This window comes from Clostridium hydrogeniformans DSM 21757, from assembly GCF_000686705.1.
GTDB classification, from domain to species: Bacteria; Bacillota; Clostridia; order Clostridiales; family Clostridiaceae; genus Clostridium_Z; species Clostridium_Z hydrogeniformans.
In genome coordinates this window covers 112,897-137,361 of sequence record NZ_JMLJ01000007.1, presented here as the reverse complement: position 1 = coordinate 137,361, position 24,465 = coordinate 112,897, and the positions used below count along the sequence as shown (strand labels likewise).

The window sequence follows — 24,465 nt, the reverse complement described above, 5'->3', positions numbered from 1 at the left end:
TTGCTCCTATATTATTTTTATAAGGAATTATATGTTTCCTTTAGTAAAAGAGCATCCTTCTCTAAAAGAGGACTTTCACATATTACACATCCCTTTACCTTAAAATCCTTCAAGGCTTTTAAGCAATGAATAAATGGAAAATCACTTTCTAAAAATGGAAGATGATGTTTTTCACCTTTAGGGCCATAATGTATTCCTGACATGTGCATATGTAAATCAGAAAGAGCTTCCTCGCCTAAATTATCCCTAACATAGGACAAAATATTATAAAAGTCATCATAACTTTTAAGAGCACCATTTCCTCTTGCGTGAAGGTGAGAAAAATCTATACATAATTTGCAGCTATCTATTTCTTTACATATTTCAACTAATTCTTTTAAGTCTCCAAATTGACTAGGTTTTCCTGTGGTTTCTAACCTATAATTTACAATTCCATTTGGTAGAGAAGAGAGCTCATCTTTAATTTTTTTTAGAGCTTCATCTTTAGAACTTTTTAAATAAAATCCAGGATGAAATACTAAACTTCTTCCTCCCACACTTTCTAAAGCTAGAGCCCCTTTTAAAATTCTCTCTTTAGATTTTTCTATTTTCTCTTCTTCATCTGAATTTAAATTAATAAAATAGGATCCATGGGCAGATAGATAAAAATCATTTTTTTCTTTAGCTTCTATTATAGCTTCTTTATTCTTAGCTGTTACATTAACAGATCTTACAAAGGGAAGTTCCATAGCATCAAGACCTATATTTTTTAAGTAATTAATTCCTGAAGCATAATTAAACTTATCTCCTTCCTCTCCAATAGGAAGTCCAGATATACCAAATAATAATTTTTCCATGAAGTCACCTCTAACATTCTTATTTAAAATAATTGTCTTTAAATAATTATAACAAAAAACGAAAAAGTACAAAACAAAGTATAGATATTAAATAAAATTTGCTTTTTTTCTATTAAATATATATAATTTTAATGAAATTTAATAGGCAAGGTGAAATAGATGGAAGAAAGATTACAAAAATTTATGGCAAGATGTGGTGTGGCATCTCGTAGAAAATGCGAAGAAATTATTTTACAAGGAAGAGTTAAGATTAATGGAGTGACAATTGAAGAATTAGGTGTAAAAGTAAATGGGGATACTGATAAGGTTCTTGTAGATGAAAAAGAAATTTTTCTTGAAGAAAATAAAAGATATATTATGCTAAATAAGCCTGAAGGGTATGTTACTACAGTAAAAGATGAAAAAGGTAGAAAAACCATAATAGATATAGTTAAGGTAAATGAAAGGATATACCCTATAGGACGTTTAGATTATGATAGTTCAGGACTATTAATTCTTACTAATGATGGTGATATTTATAATAATATAATTCATCCAAGAAATACTATAGATAAGGTTTATATAGCTAAGGTAAAGGGTATATTTACAGATAATGAATTAGAAAAATTTAAAAAAGGTGTAGATATAGGGGACTATATAACAGCTGAGGCTAATATAGAAGTCCTAAGAACTTTTAGAGATTCATCAGAGGTCAAAATATCCATTCATGAAGGGAAAAATAGACAGGTTAGAAGAATGTGTTTAACCTTAGGTCATGAAGTTTTATCCTTAAAAAGAATATCCATTGGAAAGTTAGCTTTAAAAAACCTTGAGAAGGGTCAGTGGAGGGAACTTACAAAAGAAGAATTAAATTATATAAAGGATCTATAGGAGAAAGATATGTATAGTTATGTTGGGGATTTATCTAAATTAACTCATAATATAATAAAATCTTATTGCAGAAGTTTTGATTTAGCAGTGGATTGTACTTTAGGCAACGGCCAAGACTGCGATTTTTTAAGAGAAAACTTTAAAAAAGTTTATGCTTTTGAAATACAAGAAGAGGCAGCTAAAAAATATTTAGAAAAAAAACATAATAATGTAGAAGTAATTATAAATAGTCATGAGTATATTAAAGATTATATTAAAGAAGAAGTAGATTGTATTATGTATAACTTGGGATTTTTACCAGGAGGAGATAAAAATATTACTACTATTTATGAAGCCTCTTTAGAGAGTATCAAGGAATCTTTAGAGCTTATAAGACCAGGAGGATTTATAACCGTGGCAGCATATCCAGGTCATGAAGAGGGGAGAAAGGAAAAGGAAGGGTTATATAGTTTCTTTAAAACACTTCCTAAAAATAAATTTGGAGTTATGGAGCACAACTTTTTTAATAGAAATTCTAACTCACCAAGTTTAATTATTATTGAAAAAAATTTAATATAAATTAACTTTATAAAAATTAACTAAAAAATGAAATATATCTTGAATTCTTCATTCATTAGGTGATAAAATGAAGAAAAAGTTTCATTTTAAAAATTAAATGTGAAAAGGGGTAAATAATCTATGGAGAGTTCAAGTCAAGATTTAATGCGAATGATTCAAATTAAATTTCCAAGATTAAGTAAAGGCCAAAAGCTTATAGCTGAATATATATTAAGACACTATGATAAAGCGGCCTTTATGACAGCAGCGAAACTTGGTACAAGTGTAGGGGTAAGTGAATCTACTGTAGTAAGATTTGCTAATGAACTTGGATTTAGTGGATATCCTAAGTTACAAAAAGCCTTGCAGGAACTAATTAAGAATAAACTTACTACTGTTCAAAGGATAGAACTTGCTAATGATTTTATAAGCGAAGAAAATGCTCTAAAGGGTGTTTTAAAAGCTGATATGGAAAATATAAGAGCAACTCTTGAAAAAATCAACCATAAAACCTTTGATGATGTGGTTAAATCTATATTTAGTGCTAAAAAGATTTACATAATAGGACTGAGAAGTTCCACTGCTATAGCAGAATTCTTAGGATTTTATTTAAATGTGATTCTTGATAATGTTAAGGTAGTAGCTTATGGTATAAGTGATATATTTGAGCAAATGATAAATGTAGGTGAAGGGGATTTAGTTATAGGAATAGGATTCCCAAGATATGCAATAAAAACTATAGAAGCTTTAGCTTTTTCTCAAAGTAGAAATGCAAGAGTTGTAGCAATAACTGATAGCCTTTTATCACCATTAGCTTCAAAAGCAGATTATACCTTAATAGCTCAAAGTAATATGGCATCTTTTGTTGATTCATTGGTTGCACCACTAAGTGTAATTAACGCATTAATAATAGCCGTAGGACTTAAGGAAAAAGAAAAAATATCTAGCACTTATAGTTCCTTAGAAAATATTTGGGAGGAATATCAAGTGTATTCCTATAAGAGTTTTCAAGACAAGTAAAGTTTTATGATAAATAAGCAATACTGAAGTAACTTAGTTGCTTATTTATCTAAAATTTCAGTCAATAGAAGGTACTTTCATAATAATGGTTTAACAAAGGTATTTTAGAAGGAATAATGGAAACGTTATCGAATATATATATACAGAAAGAAAGTTGATTTTCAACTTTAAATAAAAAATGAATATAGTAATTCATTTCAGGGGGTAAAATAACATGACAAAAGAAACATTAAATTCAAAAAAGTATATTGAAGAAGTTCTTGAAAATGTTAGGAAGAGAAATGCTGGGGAGCCAGAATTTATTCAAGCTGTTGAAGAAGTTTTAGGATCTCTTGAATTAGTTTTAGACAAGAATCCTGAGTACATTAAAGGAAACATCTTAGAAAGATTAGTTGAACCAGAAAGACAAATTGTGTTTAGAGTTCCTTGGACTGATGATAATGGAAATGTTCATGTAAACAGAGGATTTAGAGTTCAGTTTAATGGATCTATTGGACCTTACAAAGGTGGATTAAGATTCCATCCATCTGTTTACTTAGGAATAATAAAATTCCTAGGATTTGAACAAATATTAAAAAATTCCCTAACTGGACTTCCAATAGGTGGAGGTAAGGGAGGATCTGATTTTGATCCAAGAGGAAGATCAGATGCTGAAATAAGAAGATTCTGTGAAAGCTTTATGACTGAGCTTTATAGACATATAGGACCAGATGTTGACGTTCCAGCTGGAGATATTGGAGTTGGAGCTAGAGAAATAGGATATTTATATGGACATTATAGAAGAATAAGAGGAGCCTTTGAAAATGGAGTGCTAACAGGTAAAGGGTTACAATACGGTGGAAGCTTAATAAGACCAGAAGCAACAGGATACGGAGTAGCTTATTTCTGTCAAGAAATATTAAAGCATGAAGGCTTAGATTTCACTGGTAAAACTGTAGCTGCATCTGGATTCGGTAACGTTGCATGGGGATTATGTGCAAAGGTTGCTCAATTAGGTGGTAAGGTTGTTACTTTATCTGGCCCAGATGGATATATATATGATAAAGATGGTGTAACTACTGAAGAGAAAATTAACTTCTTAGTAGAAATGAGAAATTCAGGAAGAGATAAGGTTCAAGATTATGCTGATAAGTTTGGTTGTGAGTTCTTCCCAGGAGAAAAACCATGGGGCGCTAAGGTTGATATAATAATACCTTGTGCAACTCAAAATGATATACATTTAGAGCACGCTAAGCAAATAGTAGCAAATGGAATAAAGTTTGTTTGTGAAGCAGCTAATATGCCTTGTACAAATGAAGCAGTTCAATACTTCCAAGCTAATGGAGTATTAGTTGGACCTGCTAAGGCTGCTAATGCTGGTGGAGTTGCAGTTTCAGCTTTAGAAATGGCTCAAAACTCTATGAGATTAAGATGGGCTGCTGAAGAAGTAGATAGTAAGCTTCATGAAATAATGATAAATATTCATAATACAGCTGCAAAGGTTTCTGAAGACTATGGCTTCGGATATAACTTAGTTGCTGGTGCTAACATAGCTGGTTTCTTAAAAGTAGCACAAGCTATGAATGCTCAAGGAATATACTAGAACTTTTAAAGAAGCCTTCGGGCTTCTTTTTTATGATTAAAATTTTGTTATGAATTTTAATTATTTTAAGATTTAACTAAGAAAAACAGGTTAAGTTATAGTTATAAGGTAAATTGACAAATATACATGTTTTGGATATACTCTTATGATGATTTAATAATTTATTAGGAGCTGAATATATGAGTAAGGTTATTGTAATTGGTGGAGGTCCTTCAGGTATGATGGCAGCTCTTCAAGCTGCAAAAGAACATGAAGTAACTCTAATAGATGGAAATAATAAACTAGGAAAGAAACTATATATAACTGGAAAAGGACGATGTAATGTAACTAATGGAAAGGATATAAGTGAGTTTTTTGATTATATACCAGGAAATCCTCATTTTCTCTATAGCTCTCTATACACTTTTACTAATTTAGATACTATAAAGCTTCTTGAAAGCTTAGGAGTACCTCTTAAAACTGAGAGAGGGGATAGGGTGTTTCCATGCTCTGATAAATCATCAGATATAATAGGGGCATTTAATAGTGCCTTAATAGATAAAAAAGTTTCCCTTAAACTTGGCTGTAAAGTAAAGGATTTTATAGTGAAAGAAGAAAATGAAATAAGTGGTGTACTCCTTGAGGATGATACAAAAATCTCAGGTGATTATTTTATACTATGCACTGGTGGAGTTTCTTATCCTTTAACAGGCTCTACTGGAGATGGATTAAAGCTTTCAAAAAAGTTAGGGCATTCAATTATTCCTCCTAAAGCTTCCTTAGTTCCAGTTCAAGTGTCAGAACCTTGGATTAAAGATTTACAGGGGCTTTCATTGAAAAATGTAGAGATCAATATTCTTAGTAAGGAAAATAAAAGCCTTTATAAGGACTTTGGAGAGATGTTATTTACCCATTATGGTGCTTCTGGTCCTATAATTTTAAGTGGAAGCAGAGTAGTGGAGAATGGGAAAACTTATAAATTATCTATTAACTTAAAACCTGCACTATCAGAGAAAGAAATGGATTTAAGGCTACAAAAGGACTTTTCTAAATATATAAATAAGGACTTCAAAAATTCTTTAGAAGACTTATTACCTCAAAAACTTATAGATGTAGTGATTAAATTAAGTGGGATAGATGAAAATAAAAAAGTTCATCTTATAAAAAAGGAAGAGAGAAAAGAATTAGGAAAATTAATACAAAACTTCACATTAACTGTGGTTGGTACAAGACCTATAGCAGAAGCTATTGTTACAGCAGGTGGTGTAAATGTTAAGGAAATAGATCCTTCAACTATGAAGTCTAAGATAGTAAATAACCTTTATTTTGCAGGAGAAGTTATGGATGTAGATGCCTTTACTGGAGGTTATAACGTACAAATAGCATTTTCTACAGGATATTTAGCTGGAACTAGGGTAGGTGAATAAATTTGGTTGCCATAAGAGGAGCAATAACTATAGCTGAAAATACAATAGATGAAATAAAGAGCAATTCAATATTTATGATGGATGAAATTATTAAAAAAAATAATTTAAATATTAAAGACATAAGCTCTATAATATTTTCGTGTACAGATGATATAGATAAGGATTATCCAGGAAAATTTATTAGGGAGCATTTTAATATAAATAATGCAGCTATAATGCATTTTAATGAAATGAAGGTAAAAAATTCATCCTACCTTTCTAAGTGTATTAGAGTCACTGTATTTTATAATGAATCTCTAGATAACATTTATCATGTATATCTAAAAAAAGCAAAAGATTTAAGAAAAGATTTATGTTATAATGAGCAAGAGCACTTATAAATAAGAAAGGCGGAATATACTTGAGAATATCAGTTGCTATAGACGGACCAGCTGGTGCAGGAAAAAGTACCATTGCAAAATTAATTGCAGATAGATTTAGTTTAATGTACATAAATACAGGCTCTATGTATAGGGCAGTAACCCTTAAGGCTTTAGAGAAAGGAATTTCTCCTAATGACACTGAAGGAGTATGCACCATAATTGAAAATCTTAATATGCATTTTAATAATGATAGATTAATTTTAAATGGAGAAGATGTAAATGATCTTATTACAGTACCTGAAATAAGTCATAATGTTTCGGCCTATGCTTCCATAAAAGAAGTGAGAGAAAAACTTGTAAAACTTATGCAACAAATGGCTAAGGAATATGATGTTATAATGGATGGAAGGGATATAGGTACTGTAGTTTTAAAGAATGCTCCATTTAAGTTCTTTTTAACAGCAAGCCCAAAAGAGAGGGCTTCAAGAAGATACAATGAACTTACATCAAAAGGATTAGATGTAGTTTATGAGGAAATATTAAAAGATATAATAAGAAGAGATGACCTTGATACCAATAGGGAAGTAGATCCATTAAGAAAAGCAGATGATGCTATTGAGATAGACACTACAGGCATTGGTATTGATGAAGTAGTGAATAAAATAGCATCTTTTATTAAATAATTAAAAACCATAAATTATATAGGAGCGATAGCTATGAAAAAAGAGATAAAACTAGCAGATAAAGCAGGTTTTTGTTTTGGTGTAAAACGTGCTGTAGATGAGGCATTAAAATTTAGAGAGCAATATAATAAAAAGATATATACCCTTGGACCTTTAATACACAATAGTGATGCAGTAAATTTTTTAAAGGATAAAGATATATATCCAATTGATATAGAAGAAATAGAATCTTTAACTAAAGGGGATGTTATAATAATAAGATCCCATGGTGTATCTAAAAGCACCTATGATTTGTTAGAAGAAAAGGGATTAATTGTAGAAGACGCTACATGTCCTTATGTAACAAACATACAAAAGAAAGCACAACAATATTATGATAAAGGTTTTAGAATTGTAATTGTTGGAGATAAAGACCACCCAGAGGTTATAGGTATAAATGGATGGTGTAATAATAGTGCAATAGTATATAAAAATGGAGAATTCAGCGAGACACTTCCAAGAAGAGTTTGTCTTGTTTCTCAAACTACACAAAAGCAAGCTGATTTTGAAAAGGCAGTTTTAGAAGTTAGCAAAACATGTAAAGAATTCGTTGTATTTAATACAATCTGTTCAGCTACAGAAGAGAGGCAAAAAAGTGCCTTTGAATTATCAAAGAATGTAGATGCTGTTGTAGTTATTGGAGGAAAACATAGTTCTAATACTACGAAGCTTTATGAAATATGTAAATCCAATTGCGAAAATACAATACATGTAGAAAGAGCAGAGGAAATTCCTTCTGAATTTTTAAATTCTGGATATGATAATATAGGAGTTACAGCAGGGGCTTCTACTCCAGAGTGGATAATTAATGAGGCCTTAGCTAAAGTAGGTAAGGATAATAATAGTGATGCTGACATGAAAAATCATATAGAAAGTAATATTGTTGATATGAATGATGTATTAAACTATATGGATAGTAATAACTCATCAGTACACATTGGGGAAAGAATAACAGGAAAGATAATTAGTGTGGCTAGAGAAGGACTATATGTTGATTTGAAATATAAGGATGAAGGATTTATTCCTAGAAATGAAGCATCTTATGAAGAGGAAGTTGATTTAAAAGAGAAATTTAGATCAGGAGAAGAAATAGAAGCACAAGTTATAAAGATAAAAAATGAACATGGAAATGTTGTTTTATCAAGAGTTGAATTAGAAAAAGATAAAATTAAGAATGAAATAGAGGACATATTTAAAACAGAACAGGTAATAGAGGTTAAGGTTTCTAAGGCTATAAACGGAGGCTTAATATGCAAGTATAAGGGAGTTAATGTATTCCTACCTGCTTCCTTAGTAGATCTAAAGCATGTAGAAGACTTAAGTGAATATGTTAATAAGACTATAGAAGTAAAAATAATCGAATTTATAGATAATGAAAAGAAAGAAAAAATAGTGGCATCTAGAAAAGCTATTCTTATAGAAGATAGCATTAAAAATGAAGAAAACTCTTGGAATTCAATAGAAGAGAATGGTATATATGAAGGTGAAGTAAAAAGAATATCAGACTTTGGAGCTTTCGTAAATATTAAAGGGATAGATGGTCTTCTTCATCTTTCTGAAATTAGTTGGGGAAAAATAAACTCACCTAAAGAAGTCCTTAAGATAGGTGAAAAACTTAATGTTAAAGTAATAAATATAGATAGAGAAAATAAGAAGCTTGGATTAAGTATAAAAGAATTAACTCCAAACCCATGGGATAATGCTCATCTAAATTATCCAGTAGGGAATATAGCTCTTGGAAAAGTAGTAAGGTTTGCAGACTTTGGAGCTTTTGTAGAACTTGAACCAGGAATAGATGGACTAGTTCATCTCTCTCAAATAAGTCATAATAAGATAAACAAACCAGGAGAGGTTTTAGAAATAAATGAGAGCGTTAAGGTTAAAATATTAGATGTAAAACCAGAAGAGAAGAGAATAGCTTTAAGTATAAAAGCAGTTGAGTAAAAAAAGGTGACTAAGTCACCTTTTTTTAGTTTTAATATTGTTTTACTCTTAATTAAGTGTTAAAATTTAGAAGAAATAACTATTAATAGAGGACTTAATTTATGAATAAAGTAGAGAAATTAAATTTATTTAATAAGAAACATATGTACTTTTTGAATAAAAAGGCTTTAGAATTTAATAAATATAATGAAGACTTTTCTGAGTATATGGCTATTACTTGTTGGTATAAAAAAATATTATTTTTAAATAAGATATATCTTTTAAAAATTGCAGGGAATTATGAAGGATTTTTATGGTACGAGGCTATAGATGAGGGTTCATATAATATAAGAAGTTTTTATATTAATCCTGAATATATGGAATATGATATAATAAATTTTTTTAGAAATAATATTCCAGGTTTTAAAAAATCTAAATATAATTTTTCTTATAACTGTACTTATAAGGAAGAACTAAATACCATCCTAAGTAGAATGGGATTTTATATAAGAAATTCATTAGTGGAGTTAAAACTAAATATAGAAAACTTAAAACAGTTTCCAATAGATAATAACATTATTGAAGTGTTTCAAGAAAGCTATCATGAGGAGCTAAGATGCAGTATCCAAAATTCAGTTTTTTACGATGAAAATCGTATCCCATTGACTCTAGGAGATATATTCTATGAAGAAAAACAAAGCTTTTATCTTAAGAGGGGTTCTGTTTTTATAAAAGATAAAAATCATTATGCAGGATATGGTCAAATAATCTTAAGTAATAAAAATCCATTAATTGTGAACGTAGGCATATTAGAAGAATATAGAAATCATGGCTTAGGGGATATATTAATGAAATCTCTTATTAATATATGTAAAAATATAGGGTTTAAAGATGTTAGAATTAGGTGTTATGCTGATAATTATATAGCATTGAATTTGTACAAGAAACTTGGCTTTAAAGAAGAAAATTATATGTTTAATTGGACATTACATAAATAGGCTACCCAAAAGATAGGGTAGCCTATTTATGTTTACTTATAATCTTCTTTGTATTTACTTAAAGCATTCTTTAGGATATTCATAGCATCCTTTAAGTCATCAATATTTAAGCAGTATGAAAGTCTTATTTCATCTTTTCCAAGTCCTTCAGTTGCATAGAAACCTTCAGCTGGTGCTACCATAACTGTCTTATTATCATAGCTATAATCTGTTAATAACCATTTAGCAAAATGTTCTGCATTTTCTACTGGTAGTTTTGCAACAACATAGAATGCTCCTGTTGGCTTTTTGCATATAACTCCTTCAATATCCATAAGGCCTTCAAACATTATGTTTCTTCTTCTTTCATATTCTGCTTTTACTTTAGTAAAATAACTTTCAGGAGTGTTTATAAGGTTTGCAGCGGCTATTTGCTCTATTGTAGGAACACATAACCTAGACTGACAAAGTTTTAATATTTGATTAATTAGAACTGTATTTTTTGATGCAACTAAACCGATTCTTGCTCCACAAGCACTATAACGTTTTGATATACTATCTATTAATATAACTCTATCCTGTATATCCTCCATATACATAGTGGAGGTGTATTTTAAATCATCATAAATAAACTCTCTATAAACCTCATCTGATATTATATAAAGATCATATTCTTTTGCTATATCCGCAAGAAGTCTAACTTCTTCATAGGTATAAACAACTCCAGTTGGGTTACCTGGATTAGATACAAGAATAGCTCTTGTTTTATCAGTTATATTTTTTACTATTTCTTCTTTCTTTGGAAGGTGAAATCCTTCTTCAGCCTTTGTTATAAATGGAACCACATTAACTCCAGCGGATTCACTAAATCCATTATAATTTGTATAGAAAGGTTCAGGAATTAGTATCTCATCTCCTACATCACAGATAGCCATTAAAGCAAAGAGTATAGCTTCACTTCCACCGTAAGTAATTAAAAGTTCGTTTTTATTAAAGTTTATGTTCCAACCCTTATAATATTCTATAAAACTTTCTATTAATTTATCTACTCCTTGAGAGCCAGCATATTTCAAGACTTTGTCATCAAAGCTTTGAACTGCTTCAAAAAACTCTTTTGGAGTTTCTATGTCTGGTTGTCCTATGTTAAGACCATAAACCTTTTTTCCTTGCTTCCTTGCTTCTTCAGCAAATGGAGCAAGCTTACGAATAGGTGAAAATTGCATATTTTCAATTCTTTTTGATATTTTCATAGAATAAAATCCCCCTTAAAATAACCTTATAAGTATAAATTTTTTATTCAAATAAATTTTCTTTAGGTACGTAAGACAATTTTGTTCTTCCTATTGAATAAGGAACAGGATTATAAAAATATCCTCTGTCGCTTATGGACTCATAATATTTTATATCTGTGACTTCTTCTTTTTCTTTAGATTTTGCATCATACATAATTATCCCTCCCTAGGATTATTATTTCCCAAGGAGAGATATCTATTCAGTCTTTATTATTAATTATAATGTTTATTGATAACTTTTGCCAGTCTTTTAATTCCATCTACTATTTTATCATCTGTCATATTAGAGTAGTTAAGTCTAAAGAAGTTTTTACGTCCTCCATTTGGGAAGAAAGATGACCCTGGAACAAAAGCCACGTTTTCTTCAAGAGCTTCCTTCAATATGATAGCAGAATCTAAGTCTTCTCTAAGTTCAACCCAAGTAAATAATCCACCCTTAGAGTTAGTGAACTTTATTTCTTTAGGGAAATATTCTTTCATAGCATTAAGCATTAAATCTCTTCTTCTTTTATAAGTTTCACATATCTTTGCAATATGCTCATCTAAATTATGATCTTGCATATACTGAGCAGCTATTCTTTGGTCTAAGGTACTACATTGAAGGTCTGCTCCTTGCTTTAATAGGGTATATTTTTGAGCAATTTCTTTTGATGCACATACCCAACCTAGTCTAAGACCAGGGCAGAAGGTTTTTGAGAAAGTACCTAAGTGTATAACATATCCATCTGTATCAAAACTCTTTATGGTAGGATATCTTTCACAATCAAAAACTAAATCTCCATAAGGGCTATCTTCAACTACAGGAATATTATATTCCTTAGCAATTTCCGTTAAACGTTTTCTTCTTTCTACAGACATTGTAACTCCAGATGGATTTTGGAAATCTGGTATTGTATATATAAATTTAGCTTTTGGATTTTCTTTTAAAGCCTTTTCAAGCTCTTCCATTATCATTCCATCTTCATCCATTGGAACCTCTACAAATTTTGGTTCATAAGCATTAAAAGCATTTATAGCTCCTAGGTAACTTGGACTCTCACAAATTATTATATCATCCTTATCGATAAATAATTTTGCAGTAAATTCTAGAGCTTGCTGTGATCCACTAGTTATTAAAATGTTATCCACAGTAGCGTTAATTCCTATTGGCTTTAATCTTTGTTCTACTATAACTTCTCTAAGAGGAGTAAATCCTTCAGTTGTGCTGTATTGAAGAGCAGCTCTACCTTGCTCTCTAATAACTTTTGCAGCTATTATCTCCATATTTTCAACTGGGAATAATTCAGGTGCAGGAAGTCCTCCTGCAAATGAAATTATTTGTGGCTCCTCTGTTAGTTTTAATAACTCTCTTATTTCTGAAGCTTTTATCTTTGATGTTCTTTCCGCAAATTTAAAATTCATAAATTGCACCCCCACTTATATTCAACTCACTATTAGTATTTATTCTACAATTCTGAAAATATTCCTTCAACAAATTTCTACTTCTTATGATTTATTCTAATATGATTAATTTTAATATAATTTTTAATTAATTAATTAAAAATTAAAAGGTTTACATTGCAAATTATTACTATAAAAATTAATAATATACGAAATAGTTTTTAAATATTATTTTATATATAATAGCATTTAAAGATTATTTCAATAAATTACTTCAAGCATTATTTAGAATGTGCTTTATATTTATATATTCATGGACAATTAAAATATCATTTAGATATATGGGGTTAACCGCTAAAATAAATTTTTAATTATTAGGATCAAAGTTTATATATTTTTTAATTGAAATTTAATTAAATTCAACTTTTCAACTAGTTTATTTTTCAAATTATATAATTTTTTACTTATATATTTATCATCAAATAATCTAAATCCCTAAGCTTTTAAGGTCTCTTTCGTATTTAGATTATTTTTTGAACCCCTCCATTTCTATATCATTATTATAGGTTTTGGGTCTCCTTTTAAAAGTATTTTTTCTTAAAGAAATAGAATCATATAAACTTTAGAGTACATATATTATAAGCACATCTTTTAAGTATTTTATATTTTTTATAATATTGCTACGTAATTAAAATAAAATCTCATATGAAAATAGAGGGATTATAGGTGTAGATTATTAAGAAATATAGTAAAGGCTAGTAGGGAATAAAAATCCTTATTAGCCTTTTTTCTATAATTGTACAGCTGAGAGTGAGCTAAAATTAATTATATAGAACTAATCTTTATTTTATATGAAAAAAATTTCAATATAAAGACTTATATATCTATGTAGGTGAGCTTAAATCCTTTAATGTACAGAAGGTATATTGTAATTTAAAATCAATCTTTATAAATAAAAATATATTGCTTAAGATTATATTTTTATTTATAAACGATAAATAATTATTTATTATAATGATATAAATTTAAAGGAGTTGTTTCTAAAATGAAAAAAAAATTAAACTTTCTTGTATTTCTAGGAATATGTATTACGCTATTAATGCTTTTAGGAACCCCACTTATTACAACAGCATTTTTAAAAAGTCAATATTTTTTAAAGGACACTAACTTAGTTGTAAAAATATCCATTTGTATTTACATATGTGCCGTTCCATATGTTATAGCATTATTTAATTTAAAAAAGTCTGCAAATTAATATTAAAAGATAATTCATTTACACTTGTCATTGTTGATTATTTAAAGAATATTGCATTTTGTTCTTTTGTACAGATACTTATTTTTATTACTTGTGCAACATATATAAAGTATTCAACTAGTTTCTTTGAAGGAATTCTTTTGATAGGACTGATTTTTGTAGTTACTTTTGTTGGTATAACTATAGGGCTTTTATTCTTAGTTTTATCACAGCTATTTGATAAATTTATACAAATCAAAGATGAAAATGATAAGACCATATAGAAAGGGGTGGCGCCATGCCTATTATAGTAAATTTAGATGTGATGATGGCAAAAAGAAAGATTAATTCTACACAGTTTTCAGAAAAATTAGGTATAACTAAGGCTAATCTTTCTATATTAAAAAATAACAAAGCTAAAGCTAGCCGCTTTTCTACACTAAGTTCATTATGCGAAGTTTTAAATTGTCAACCTAAAGATATTTTAGAGTATACAGATGAAAATGATAAGTAACTAAAATAATTTTTGTATTAGTTTATATAAGAGATATTAAAAGGAGAGAGAATATGATAAAAATTAAAAATATAAGTAAAATTTATAATATTGGTAGTGAGAAACTTACTGTGCTGGATAGTGTTAGTTTAGACATAGAAAAAGGTGAATTTGTTGCTATAGTTGGACCATCGGGTTCTGGTAAATCTACACTGATGAATATGATAGGAGGATTAGACAGTCCTTCAATGGGAGAAGTGATTATTGAAAACCAGGATATTAGTAAATTAAAGGATAAGAAAATGTCTAAGTTTAGAAATGAAAAAATTGGATTTATATTTCAATCATTTAATCTAGAACCTACCCTTACAGCATTAGAAAATGTTATGATGCCTCTAGTTATAGCAGGAGCATCTGATAAAGAAATGAAAGATAGAGCTAAATCAGTACTTGAAGATTTGGGTATGGGAGATAGAATAAAGCATAAACCTACGGAACTTTCAGGTGGTCAAAGACAGAGAGTCAGTATAGCTAGAGCTTTAGCAAATGATCCTAAAATAATTTTAGCGGACGAGCCTACTGGAAATTTAGATTCTAAATCGGGTTTAGCAGTTATGGAAATCCTTACTGATTTTAAAAGAAGAGGATATACCATTGTTATGGTAACTCACAATATGGAAGAAGCAAAACATGCAGACAGAATTATAAGAATAAAAGATGGTAAGGTGGAGGTATAGTTATGAAATTAAAGAACAGTATAAAAACAGCATTTAGAAATCTAAGGAGAAGAAAAATGAGAACTTTTCTTACATCTTTTGCAGTTTCTATAGGGGCTATGTTAATAATACTTATGGTAAGTATAGGAGTAGGAACCCCAAAAATTATAGAAGATAAATTGAAGTCTAATATAGCTGCTAATGTTATTAACGTAAATCCTCATAATAAAGAAGCAGATAGCTCAATTTTAGAAACTACTAAAGATGGAGAAAAATCTTCTGAGAAATCCAAATCAAAACCTAATATTCTAGATAAAAATGCCTTAGAGAAAATTAAAGCAATTAAAGAGGTTGAGGATATATCTGCTTATAAGTATATAGGATCTATTGAAAAAAAGTTTATGGATAAAGATATAAAAGATACAGCTATATTGGCATATGATTTAGATTATCCTATATTTACTGATAATGTTATAGAAACTGTAGAAATTAAAGAGAATAAAAAAGATTTAAAACCAATTATTTATGGTAGAATGCTTAAAAAAGAAGACAAAAACTCAATATTAGTAGGAAAAAAACTTTTAGATAAAATAGGTATTGAAGATGCTGAATCTGTTATAGGGAAAGAGATGACTTTAACAGCTAAGTTACCAAATATATCAGGAATGCCTAGCATTGAACCTTTAGTTAAGAATTTTAAGATTGTAGGTGTAGTAGGTGCAGATTTTCCAAATAGTGATCAAATAATATCTTCTATTGATAATACGAAAGACTTACTAGGTTATAAAAGTTTAAATAAGAATGATTACGAAGAAACTGGATTGGATAAAGTAGAAGTTACGTTAAAAAGTATATCTGATGTTTCAGCGGTTTCAGATGAAATTACTAAAATGGGTTATGAAACTATGAGTATAGAATCAATGATGAAAGGTGTTAAGTCTACATTCACTATGATTAAGGCTGTACTAGCAGTCATAGGTGTAATTAATACAATGACTATGGCTATATATGAAAGAACAAGATCCATTGGTATAATGAAAGCTTTAGGATGTTCTAGAAGTAATATAAGAAGATTATTTATTATGGAATCAGCTGCAATTGGATTTATAGGAGGTTTAATTGGATTAGTTTTTAGTTTAATAAATACTCAAATCATAAAAGTAGTCTTAGATAATGTATTGAAATCAAAAGGAATTAGTGATGTTCCTAATATTTTTTCTACTCCTATATGGTTAATTTTAGGAACGATTGGATTTGCTATATTAATTTCCGTAATTGCAGGTTTATATCCAGCAAATAAGGCTTCAAAGCTTGACCCAATAGAATCATTAAGATATGAATAGAATTAGTATTTTATAAAAATTCAAACTATTATTTATAAATCGGATTTGAAAATTACTATAAGTAAGTGAAGATTTCATTAGAATTAACTATTGAAATCTTCACTTTATTTATATACATAATAAAAGTTTTTATCTATAGGTACTTTTTAGTTTAATATTAAGCTTAAAGAAACTAATATATGTAGAGCTGTTAATTTTAAATATATTTTTATGAGTTCTCTCTTTAGGGTGGAATATGAAACTATTTCAATTAATTGAGAATCGCTTCAAATACACCATCTAGCTTAATTTCTAATATGAAAGCTTGGTACATTAGTGTTAGTTTCATAGCTAGAGATAGCTGATCTTGTAAAATAAACAATACTGGCAACTTAATCTTGACTTATATTCTTATAGTACTTATTTTACAATTTTGATAATATTCCTTCAACAAATTTATACTTCCTATGATTTATTATAATATGATGGAATTTAATATGATATTTAATTAAAAATTAAAATGTTTACATTCTAAATTATTACTATAAAAATCAATAATATACGAAATAGCTTTAAAAAAAACTGCAAATTATATATAATTAATTAGGTGTAATATTTAAAATGAGGAGAGGAATCATGGAAAAAGAAAGAAATTTGAGATATTATATAGAAACTTGGGGATGCCAGATGAATGAAGAGGACTCAGAAAAACTTTCTGGTATGTTAAAAAATATGGGGTATAAAAGTACACTAGCAAGAGAAGAAGCATCCGTAATAATTTTTAATACCTGTTGCGTAAGAGAAAATGCAGAACTTAAGGTATATGGAAATCTTGGAGCTCTTAAAAAGCTTAAAGAAAAGAATTCAGACCTTGTTATTGCAGTATGTGGATGTATGATGCAGCAAAAAGGAGTTCCAGAGGAAATAATGAAAAAATACCCTCATGTGGATATAATTTTTGGAACTCATAATGCATATAAGTTTCCAGAATACTTAAATAGGGTAAAGCAAGGAGAAACTCACTTACGTGAAATTGAAACTGAACACTCTGATATTGTAGAAGGACTTCCAATCGATAGAAAAAGTGATTTAAAAGCTTTTGTTACTATAATGTATGGATGTAATAATTTCTGTACATATTGTGTAGTTCCTTATGTTAGAGGAAGAGAGAGAAGCAGAAAACCAGAGGACATTGAAAATGAAATTAAGGAACTTATAAAAGAAGGATATAAGGAAATAACTTTACTTGGCCAAAATGTAAACTCTTATGGGAAAGGGTTGGAACCTTCAATAACTTTTGCAGATCTTTTAAGAAGAGTAAATGAAATTGAAGGCTTAGAGAGAATTAGATTTATGACATCTCATCCAAAGGATATATCAGACGATGTTATATATGCTATACGTGATTGTGATAAATTATGCGAACAAATTCACTTACCAGTTCAAAGTGGATCCAATAGCATATTAAAAAAGATGAATAGACACTATACTAGGGAATATTATTTAGAAGTAATAGAGAAAATTAAAAGGGAAATACCTGATGTATCAATAACTACAGATATAATAGTAGGTTTTCCAGGAGAAACAGAGGAAGACTTTGAAGATACTTTAAGCCTTGTTAAAGAGGTTCAGTATGATTCAGCATTTACTTTTATATATTCTAGAAGAAAGTATACTCCAGCAGATGAAATGGAAGACCAAATAGAAGATGAAGTTAAGCATAAGAGATTTAATAGATTAGTAGAAGCTGTAAATGAAGGGTGTGCGAAGAATAACAAGTTATACGAAGGAAAAACTGTAGAAGTATTAGTAGAGGGTGAAAGTTTTAAAGATACTACTAAGATTACAGGAAGAACTAGAAGTGGAAAACTTGTTAACTTTACAGGTAATAAGTGTAACATAGGTAACCTTGTTAATGTTAAAATAACAAAGGCTAATTCATTCTCCTTACTTGGAGAAGAAGTTTAAATTATTATAAAAAGCTCTTATAATTATAAGGGCTTTTTATATATTTTTATTAGAGGGTGATAAAATAATGAAATTAACTCCAATGATGCAACAATACTTTGAAATAAAAGAAAATTATAAAGACTGTATCCTATTTTTTAGATTAGGAGATTTTTATGAAATGTTTTTTGAAGATGCTGAGACAGCTTCAAAAGAGCTTGAACTAGTCCTTACAGGACGTGATTGTGGAATGGAGAAAAGAGCTCCTATGTGTGGAATACCATTCCATGCCTCTAATTCCTATATAGGAAGATTAGTAAGTAAGGGCTATAAAGTGGCTATATGTGAACAGGTGGAAGATCCAGCTAAGGCTAAAGGGATAGTTAAAAGAGATGTTATCCGTGTTATAACCCCAGGTACATTTACGGATGAAACCTTTATAGATGAATGTAAAAATAACTTTATAATGAGCCTTTATGTAAAAAATGACGATAAATTTGTTTCTATAAGTTTTGCAGATATATCTACAGGAGAGTTCTATAATACATCCTTTAGAAACTCTTTTGAAGTAATATTTGATGAGATATCTAAATTTAAGCCAAAAGAAATTATTTTAAATTCTAGTGTTAGTGATGAAATAAAAGAAAGAATATATGAATTTAACCTATCTATAACTGAAAAAAGTGATGAGTATTTCAATTGTAATGAAAATATAAATCTATTAAGTACTAATTTAGGAAAAGAGTATGTTGAAAGTAAAGAAATATGTGTATTTTCAGCCTCTGCTTTGATTGCATATATATTAGATACTCAAAAATTAGCTTTATCTAATATAAATTCTATAGAGTTTTATAATATAAAAGATAATATGACCATAGATATAAACTCTAGACGTAATTTAGAACTTACAGAAAACATAAGAGATAAGACTAAAAAGGGAAGTCTTTTATGGGTTCTAGATAAAACTTCTACAGCAATGGGTAGTAGAACATTAAGAAGATGGATAGAGCAGCCTCTTATAAGCAAAGAACATATTGAAAATCGTTTAGAAAGTGTAGAAGAACTTTTAGGTAACTTATCTTTAATGGAAGATCTATATACTAGTCTAAAAGGTGTTTATGATATAGAAAGAATTCTTGGTAAAATAGCTGCTAAAAGTGTAAATGCTAAAGAGCTTATTTCCCTAAAAAACTCTATAAATAACATTCCTCCTATTAAAAGTTTAATTTCAAACTTTAAGGGAAAACTATTTAAAGAGATGTATGATAACCTAGATGATCTTAGAGACATTTATGATCTTATAGATGAGGCTATAGAGGATACCCCTTCCTTATCTATAAAAGAGGGAAATATAATAAAGACAGGATATAATAAAGAGGTAGATGGGTTTAGAAATGCTAAACTTAATGGAAAACAGTGGATAGCTACTTTAGAAAATAAAGAGAGAGAATTTACGGGAATTAAATCTTTAAAGGTTGGATATAATAAAGTATTTGGATATTATATAGAAATATCTAGAGCAAATTATTCTTCAATTCCTGAGGGAAGATATATTAGAAAACAAACCCTCTCTAATGCAGAAAGATTTATAACTGAAGATCTTAAGGAAGTTGAAGAAAAGATATTAGGAGCAGAAGAAAAGCTAATATCTCTTGAATATAATATCTTTATAGATATAAGGGACAGAATTGAAAAAGAAATAGATAGGATGAAAAAAAGTGGAAAACTACTAGCAGAATTGGATTGCTTATTATCTTTTTCTAAAATAGCATTGGATAATAATTATATAAAGCCAATAATAACAACTAAGGATGCTATTAGCATAAAAAATGGTAGACACCCTGTGGTGGAAAAAGTTATACCTCAAGGAGATTTTGTAAGTAATGATACAGAGATTAATAAGAAGGATAAGCAGCTTTTAGTAATTACTGGTCCTAATATGGCAGGTAAATCAACTTATATGAGACAGGTGGCACTAATTACACTAATGGCTCAAATTGGTTCCTTCGTTCCAGCTGATTATGCAGAAATATCAATCTGTGATAAAATATTTACAAGAATAGGTGCGTCAGATGATTTATCTGGTGGTAAAAGCACATTTATGGTTGAAATGTGGGAGGTCTCCAATATACTTAATAATGCTACTTCAAAGAGTTTAGTATTATTAGATGAAGTAGGCCGTGGAACTAGTACTTATGATGGACTTAGTATAGCTTGGTCAGTCATAGAGTACATATGTTCTAATAGTGCTTTAAAGTGCAAAACTTTATTTGCTACTCATTATCATGAATTAACAGATTTAGAAGGTAAAATACCTGGAGTTAAGAATTACTCTGTGGCAGTTAAGGAAGTTAACAATACTGTACTATTTTTAAGAAAGATAGTAGAAGGGGGAGCAGATCAGTCCTATGGAATTGAAGTAGCAAGACTTGCTGGTCTTCCGAGGTCTGTTATAGATAGGGCAAAAGAGATATTATCTTCTCTTGAGGATAATACCCCTAATAGAGAAAATACAGTAGAATTAACTGAAAAACCTACTAAAACATTAAGTCACAAAGAGGCAGTAATAGATGTAATAAAAGAACCAAAACAATTATCTTTTACAGATGTTAATGAAAATAATTTAATAGAAGATATGAAAAATATAGATATTTTATCTATGACACCAATGGATGCTATGAACACCTTATTCAATTTAATTAAAAAGGCTAAGGAGTTAAATTAGGGGTGGTGAATCATTGAAAAGAATAAATCTTTTAGATATAGAAACTTGTAATAAAATAGCAGCAGGAGAGGTGGTTGAAAGACCATCCTCTGTTGTAAAAGAACTTGTAGAGAATAGTATTGATGCTAAGGCTACTAAGATAACCGTTGAGATTGAAAACGGAGGAGAAACCTTAATAAAAATTATAGATAATGGAGTAGGAATTCATATTGATGATATTGAAAAGGCCTTTCTGCCCCATGCCACAAGTAAAATAAAAGAGATAAATGATATTTTCTCCATAAACACATTAGGGTTTAGGGGGGAAGCTTTAGCAAGTATATCTGCTGTTTCAAAGGTTAAACTCTTTTCAAAAACTGAAGAATTTGATTTTGGACGAGAGATATTTGTAGAGGGTGGAACTATAAATTATATTAAGGAAGCAGGATGTAATAATGGTACAGTTATAGAGGTAAGAGACTTATTTTTTAATGTACCTGCTAGAAAAAAATTTATGAAAAGTACCTCACGTGAAAGTGCTCTTATAAATGATATGGTAAGTAAAATAGCTCTATCCAATCCAGGGGTTAGCATAACTCTTATTAACAATGGCAAAAAGGTTATAACTACCTATGGAAACAATAACTATACAGATATAGTTAGGGCTATTTATGGTAAAAATATAAGTGAAAATCTAATATATTTTGAAGGATTTAGTGATTTAGTTTCTGTTCATGGATATATAGGAAATGCGGATATAAGTAGGGGTAGTAGAACATACCAAAGTATATTTGTTAATAATAGATACATTAAAAATAAAACTATAACTACTGCAGTAGAGAATGCCTTTAAATCATTTTTAACTATTAATAAATTTCCCTTTTTTATATTATTCATTGATATTTTTCCAGAGTATATAGATGTAAATATTCATCCTACCAAGGCTGAGATAAAGTTTCAAGATGATAGACCTTTATTTAAAATTGTTTTTAAAAGTGTTCATGAGGCTTTAAAAAAATCTTTAGAAAACAATTTTTCAATTGAGGGAGAAGAGGAAAAACAAGAAGAATTAGAAAATGTAACATACTTTGATCATATTGATGAGATGGAATATAAGAAGGATGTTAGTATACCAATAGATTTTAATCAAAGAGGAGACTATATTGGCAAAACGGAGAGTAGTTTAGACACCTCCTATTATAGGCATTTGGAAGGTAAAGAAGAGGTAACTCATAAGGATATTTTAAAAGAGGATAAAGGCGACTTAGACAAATATAAAGCTTTTCCTGTAGAAAAAAATATAGAATATGCCAAATTTCCAAAGCTAAGAGTAATAGGTCAATTTAATAAAACCTATATAATAGGGGAATTTAATGAGACCCTTTATTTAATAGATCAACATGCGGCTCACGAGAAGATAATGTTTGAGAAATATATGGATGATATTAAAAAAGGCTCTGTTATAGCACAACCTCTTTTAATACCTGTTTTAATAGACTTGTCCCTAGATGACTTTGGGGTTTATGAAGAAAATAAGGATTTCTTTAAAACCGGGGGCTTTCATATAGAAGACTTTGGAGAAACTACTATTAGTGTAAGACAAGTGCCTTATATCTTTGGTAAATTAGATATGAAAAACTTATTTATGTCCATATTAGATAATTTGAAAAACTTAGGTAGTGGTAAAACAGAAGAGGTTAAGTTTCATAAGATTGCATCTATGGCTTGTAAATCAGCGATTAAAGCAAATGATTCATTGAGTAAAGAAGAAATGGATGAACTTTTAGAACAGTTACGATATATAAAAGAGCCCTTTACATGCCCTCATGGTAGACCCACTATAATAAAGATGGGACTGTATGAACTAGAAAAGAGATTTAAGAGAATACAATAGAGGTAGATAGAGTTATGAAAAAAAAGCTTTTAGTTATAAGCGGGCCTACAGCTGTAGGCAAAACTAATATATCAATAAAACTAGCAAAGATATTAAATGGAGAAATAATATCTGCTGATTCTATGCAAATATATAAATGTATGGATATAGGATCTGCTAAGGTTACAAAAGAAGAGATGGATGGAGTGCCTCACCATCTTATAGATGTAGTAATGCCAGACTCTGAGTTTACTGTATCAGATTTTAAAGAGAAGGCAGAGGAGATTATAGAAGATATATATAGTAGAGGAAAACTTCCTATACTAGCAGGTGGAACAGGACTTTATATAGACTCATTGATTTGCAATATGTCTTTTACAGAGGGTGTTAAAGATGAAGAATATAGAAATTATCTAGAAACTTTAAGCAAGGAAAAAGGAAATGAATATGTTCATAACATGCTAAAAGAGGTAGATAAGATAAGTGCAGAAAGAATTCATTTTAATAATTTAAAAAGAGTAATTCGTGCTTTAGAAGTATATAAAACCTCCGGAAAACCATTTAGCTCTTTTAATGCAGGAGATACATTATATGATATTCCTTATGATATTAACTATTATGTTTTGACTATGGATAGAGAGAAGCTTTATGATAAAATTAATCTAAGGGTAGATATTATGATGAATAAAGGACTTATAAAAGAAGTAGAAGCACTAAAAGCTATGGGATATACTCCAGATATGCAGTCTATGAAGGGAATAGGATATAAAGAAATTTTATACTATTTAAATGGAGATATTACATTAGATAAATCAATAGAGCTAATAAAAAAAGGATCTAGAAACTATGCTAAAAGACAGCTTACATGGTTTAGAAAGGATCCTAGGGTTGTATACATGAATAAGGATAAACTGTCAGAAGATGAAATTATTAATAAAATAGTAAGTGACATAAAGGTAGGTTAGGTTGTATAATTTAAGTAATTATAAAATTCCAAAAATTATTAAGGAGGAAGCGTCATGAGCAAAGCAGCTAATAATTTACAAGATATATTCCTAAATGGAGCTAGAAAAAGCAAAATTCAAGTAACTGTATATTTGACAAATGGATTTCAATTAAAAGGATTTGTTAAAGGGTTTGATAGCTTTACTGTTGTTTTAGATTGCGATGGAAGACAGATGTTGATATATAAACACGCTATAAGCACAATTACTCCAGCTAAAGTTATACTTTTTAATAACAGTGTAGAAAATGAGAGATAAAAATGAA

Annotated in this window: 23 protein-coding genes; 19 read left to right on the top strand and 4 right to left on the bottom strand. The window is 29.2% G+C overall.

Annotation, left to right across the window (positions count from 1 at the left end; all coding sequences use genetic code 11):
• Window positions 1-17 precede the first annotated feature (17 nt).
• The gene (locus BR69_RS0104645) at window positions 18-836 is read right to left on the bottom strand and encodes a TIM barrel protein (protein ID WP_027632147.1); all 819 of its coding nucleotides are present in this window, start codon (window positions 834-836) and stop codon (window positions 18-20) included.
• Window positions 837-995: 159 nt separating this feature from the next.
• Between BR69_RS0104645 and BR69_RS0104640 the strand changes: the two genes are divergently transcribed.
• From BR69_RS0104640 to BR69_RS21075, 9 genes are all read left to right on the top strand, one after another.
• Window positions 996-1,706: a pseudouridine synthase gene (locus BR69_RS0104640; RefSeq protein WP_027632146.1), complete on the top strand. Its 711-nt coding sequence runs from the start codon at window positions 996-998 to the stop codon at window positions 1,704-1,706.
• A 9-nt stretch (window positions 1,707-1,715) separates the two neighbouring features.
• On the top strand, window positions 1,716-2,264 hold the full coding sequence (gene mnmM / locus BR69_RS0104635) for a tRNA 5-(aminomethyl)-2-thiouridylate-methyltransferase MnmM (RefSeq protein ID WP_027632145.1): 549 nt from the start codon (window positions 1,716-1,718) through the stop codon (window positions 2,262-2,264).
• A gap of 120 nt (window positions 2,265-2,384) precedes the next feature.
• On the top strand, window positions 2,385-3,263 hold the full coding sequence (locus tag BR69_RS0104630) for a MurR/RpiR family transcriptional regulator (protein ID WP_027632144.1): 879 nt from the start codon (window positions 2,385-2,387) through the stop codon (window positions 3,261-3,263).
• Window positions 3,264-3,477: 214 nt separating this feature from the next.
• Window positions 3,478-4,845 (top strand): NADP-specific glutamate dehydrogenase, encoded by a 1,368-nt coding sequence (gene gdhA / locus BR69_RS0104625; protein ID WP_027632143.1) that lies wholly within the window; start codon window positions 3,478-3,480, stop codon window positions 4,843-4,845.
• Window positions 4,846-5,024: 179 nt separating this feature from the next.
• A complete protein-coding gene (locus BR69_RS0104620; RefSeq protein WP_027632142.1) occupies window positions 5,025-6,251 on the top strand; it encodes a BaiN/RdsA family NAD(P)/FAD-dependent oxidoreductase in 1,227 nt (408 codons plus the stop codon).
• 2 nt (window positions 6,252-6,253) lie between these two features.
• Window positions 6,254-6,631 (top strand): chorismate mutase, encoded by a 378-nt coding sequence (aroH, locus tag BR69_RS0104615; protein WP_027632141.1) that lies wholly within the window; start codon window positions 6,254-6,256, stop codon window positions 6,629-6,631.
• Window positions 6,632-6,651: 20 nt separating this feature from the next.
• Window positions 6,652-7,296, top strand: coding sequence for a (d)CMP kinase (gene cmk / locus BR69_RS0104610; protein WP_027632140.1), 645 nt, complete (start codon window positions 6,652-6,654; stop codon window positions 7,294-7,296).
• A gap of 33 nt (window positions 7,297-7,329) precedes the next feature.
• Entirely contained in the window at window positions 7,330-9,279 is a 1,950-nt protein-coding gene (locus BR69_RS0104605; RefSeq protein ID WP_034849350.1) for a bifunctional 4-hydroxy-3-methylbut-2-enyl diphosphate reductase/30S ribosomal protein S1, read from the top strand.
• 101 nt (window positions 9,280-9,380) lie between these two features.
• Complete coding sequence (locus tag BR69_RS21075) at window positions 9,381-10,256, top strand: GNAT family N-acetyltransferase (protein ID WP_051623489.1); 876 nt, start codon at window positions 9,381-9,383, stop codon at window positions 10,254-10,256.
• Window positions 10,257-10,288: 32 nt separating this feature from the next.
• On the opposite strand, the gene BR69_RS0104595 is transcribed toward BR69_RS21075, so the two are convergent.
• Genes BR69_RS0104595 through BR69_RS0104585 form a run of 3 tightly spaced genes read right to left on the bottom strand, consistent with a single transcriptional unit; the run spans window position 10,289 to window position 12,928 of the window.
• On the bottom strand, window positions 10,289-11,485 hold the full coding sequence (locus BR69_RS0104595; RefSeq protein ID WP_027632138.1) for a pyridoxal phosphate-dependent aminotransferase: 1,197 nt from the start codon (window positions 11,483-11,485) through the stop codon (window positions 10,289-10,291).
• A 43-nt stretch (window positions 11,486-11,528) separates the two neighbouring features.
• On the bottom strand, window positions 11,529-11,681 hold the full coding sequence (locus tag BR69_RS21765; RefSeq protein WP_160169935.1) for a hypothetical protein: 153 nt from the start codon (window positions 11,679-11,681) through the stop codon (window positions 11,529-11,531).
• 59 nt (window positions 11,682-11,740) lie between these two features.
• Entirely contained in the window at window positions 11,741-12,928 is a 1,188-nt protein-coding gene (locus tag BR69_RS0104585) for an aminotransferase-like domain-containing protein (RefSeq protein WP_027632137.1), read from the bottom strand.
• A gap of 1,024 nt (window positions 12,929-13,952) precedes the next feature.
• Between BR69_RS0104585 and BR69_RS21070 the strand changes: the two genes are divergently transcribed.
• From BR69_RS21070 to hfq, 10 genes are all read left to right on the top strand, one after another.
• On the top strand, window positions 13,953-14,162 hold the full coding sequence (locus tag BR69_RS21070; protein ID WP_051623488.1) for a hypothetical protein: 210 nt from the start codon (window positions 13,953-13,955) through the stop codon (window positions 14,160-14,162).
• Window positions 14,162-14,425: a DUF2975 domain-containing protein gene (locus BR69_RS21420; protein WP_084315256.1), complete on the top strand. Its 264-nt coding sequence runs from the start codon at window positions 14,162-14,164 to the stop codon at window positions 14,423-14,425. The genes BR69_RS21070 and BR69_RS21420 overlap by 1 nt, the downstream gene beginning before the upstream one ends.
• A 14-nt stretch (window positions 14,426-14,439) precedes the next feature.
• Window positions 14,440-14,655 (top strand): helix-turn-helix domain-containing protein, encoded by a 216-nt coding sequence (locus tag BR69_RS0104575; RefSeq protein ID WP_027632136.1) that lies wholly within the window; start codon window positions 14,440-14,442, stop codon window positions 14,653-14,655.
• Window positions 14,656-14,708: 53 nt separating this feature from the next.
• Window positions 14,709-15,371 carry an ABC transporter ATP-binding protein gene (locus tag BR69_RS0104570; RefSeq protein WP_027632135.1) on the top strand — a complete coding sequence of 221 codons (663 nt, stop codon included), beginning with the start codon at window positions 14,709-14,711 and terminating at the stop codon, window positions 15,369-15,371.
• A gap of 2 nt (window positions 15,372-15,373) precedes the next feature.
• On the top strand, window positions 15,374-16,693 hold the full coding sequence (locus tag BR69_RS0104565) for an ABC transporter permease (RefSeq protein ID WP_027632134.1): 1,320 nt from the start codon (window positions 15,374-15,376) through the stop codon (window positions 16,691-16,693).
• A gap of 615 nt (window positions 16,694-17,308) precedes the next feature.
• On the top strand, window positions 17,309-18,640 hold the full coding sequence (gene miaB, locus BR69_RS0104560; RefSeq protein WP_242840656.1) for a tRNA (N6-isopentenyl adenosine(37)-C2)-methylthiotransferase MiaB: 1,332 nt from the start codon (window positions 17,309-17,311) through the stop codon (window positions 18,638-18,640).
• Window positions 18,641-18,707: 67 nt separating this feature from the next.
• On the top strand, window positions 18,708-21,344 hold the full coding sequence (gene mutS, locus BR69_RS0104555) for a DNA mismatch repair protein MutS (RefSeq protein ID WP_027632132.1): 2,637 nt from the start codon (window positions 18,708-18,710) through the stop codon (window positions 21,342-21,344).
• A gap of 13 nt (window positions 21,345-21,357) precedes the next feature.
• Window positions 21,358-23,217, top strand: coding sequence for a DNA mismatch repair endonuclease MutL (mutL, locus tag BR69_RS0104550; RefSeq protein WP_027632131.1), 1,860 nt, complete (start codon window positions 21,358-21,360; stop codon window positions 23,215-23,217).
• 14 nt (window positions 23,218-23,231) lie between these two features.
• Window positions 23,232-24,161: a tRNA (adenosine(37)-N6)-dimethylallyltransferase MiaA gene (miaA, locus tag BR69_RS0104545; RefSeq protein ID WP_027632130.1), complete on the top strand. Its 930-nt coding sequence runs from the start codon at window positions 23,232-23,234 to the stop codon at window positions 24,159-24,161.
• Between the two features lie 54 nt (window positions 24,162-24,215).
• On the top strand, window positions 24,216-24,458 hold the full coding sequence (gene hfq / locus BR69_RS0104540) for an RNA chaperone Hfq (protein WP_027632129.1): 243 nt from the start codon (window positions 24,216-24,218) through the stop codon (window positions 24,456-24,458).
• The last annotated feature ends 7 nt before the right edge of the window (window positions 24,459-24,465 follow it).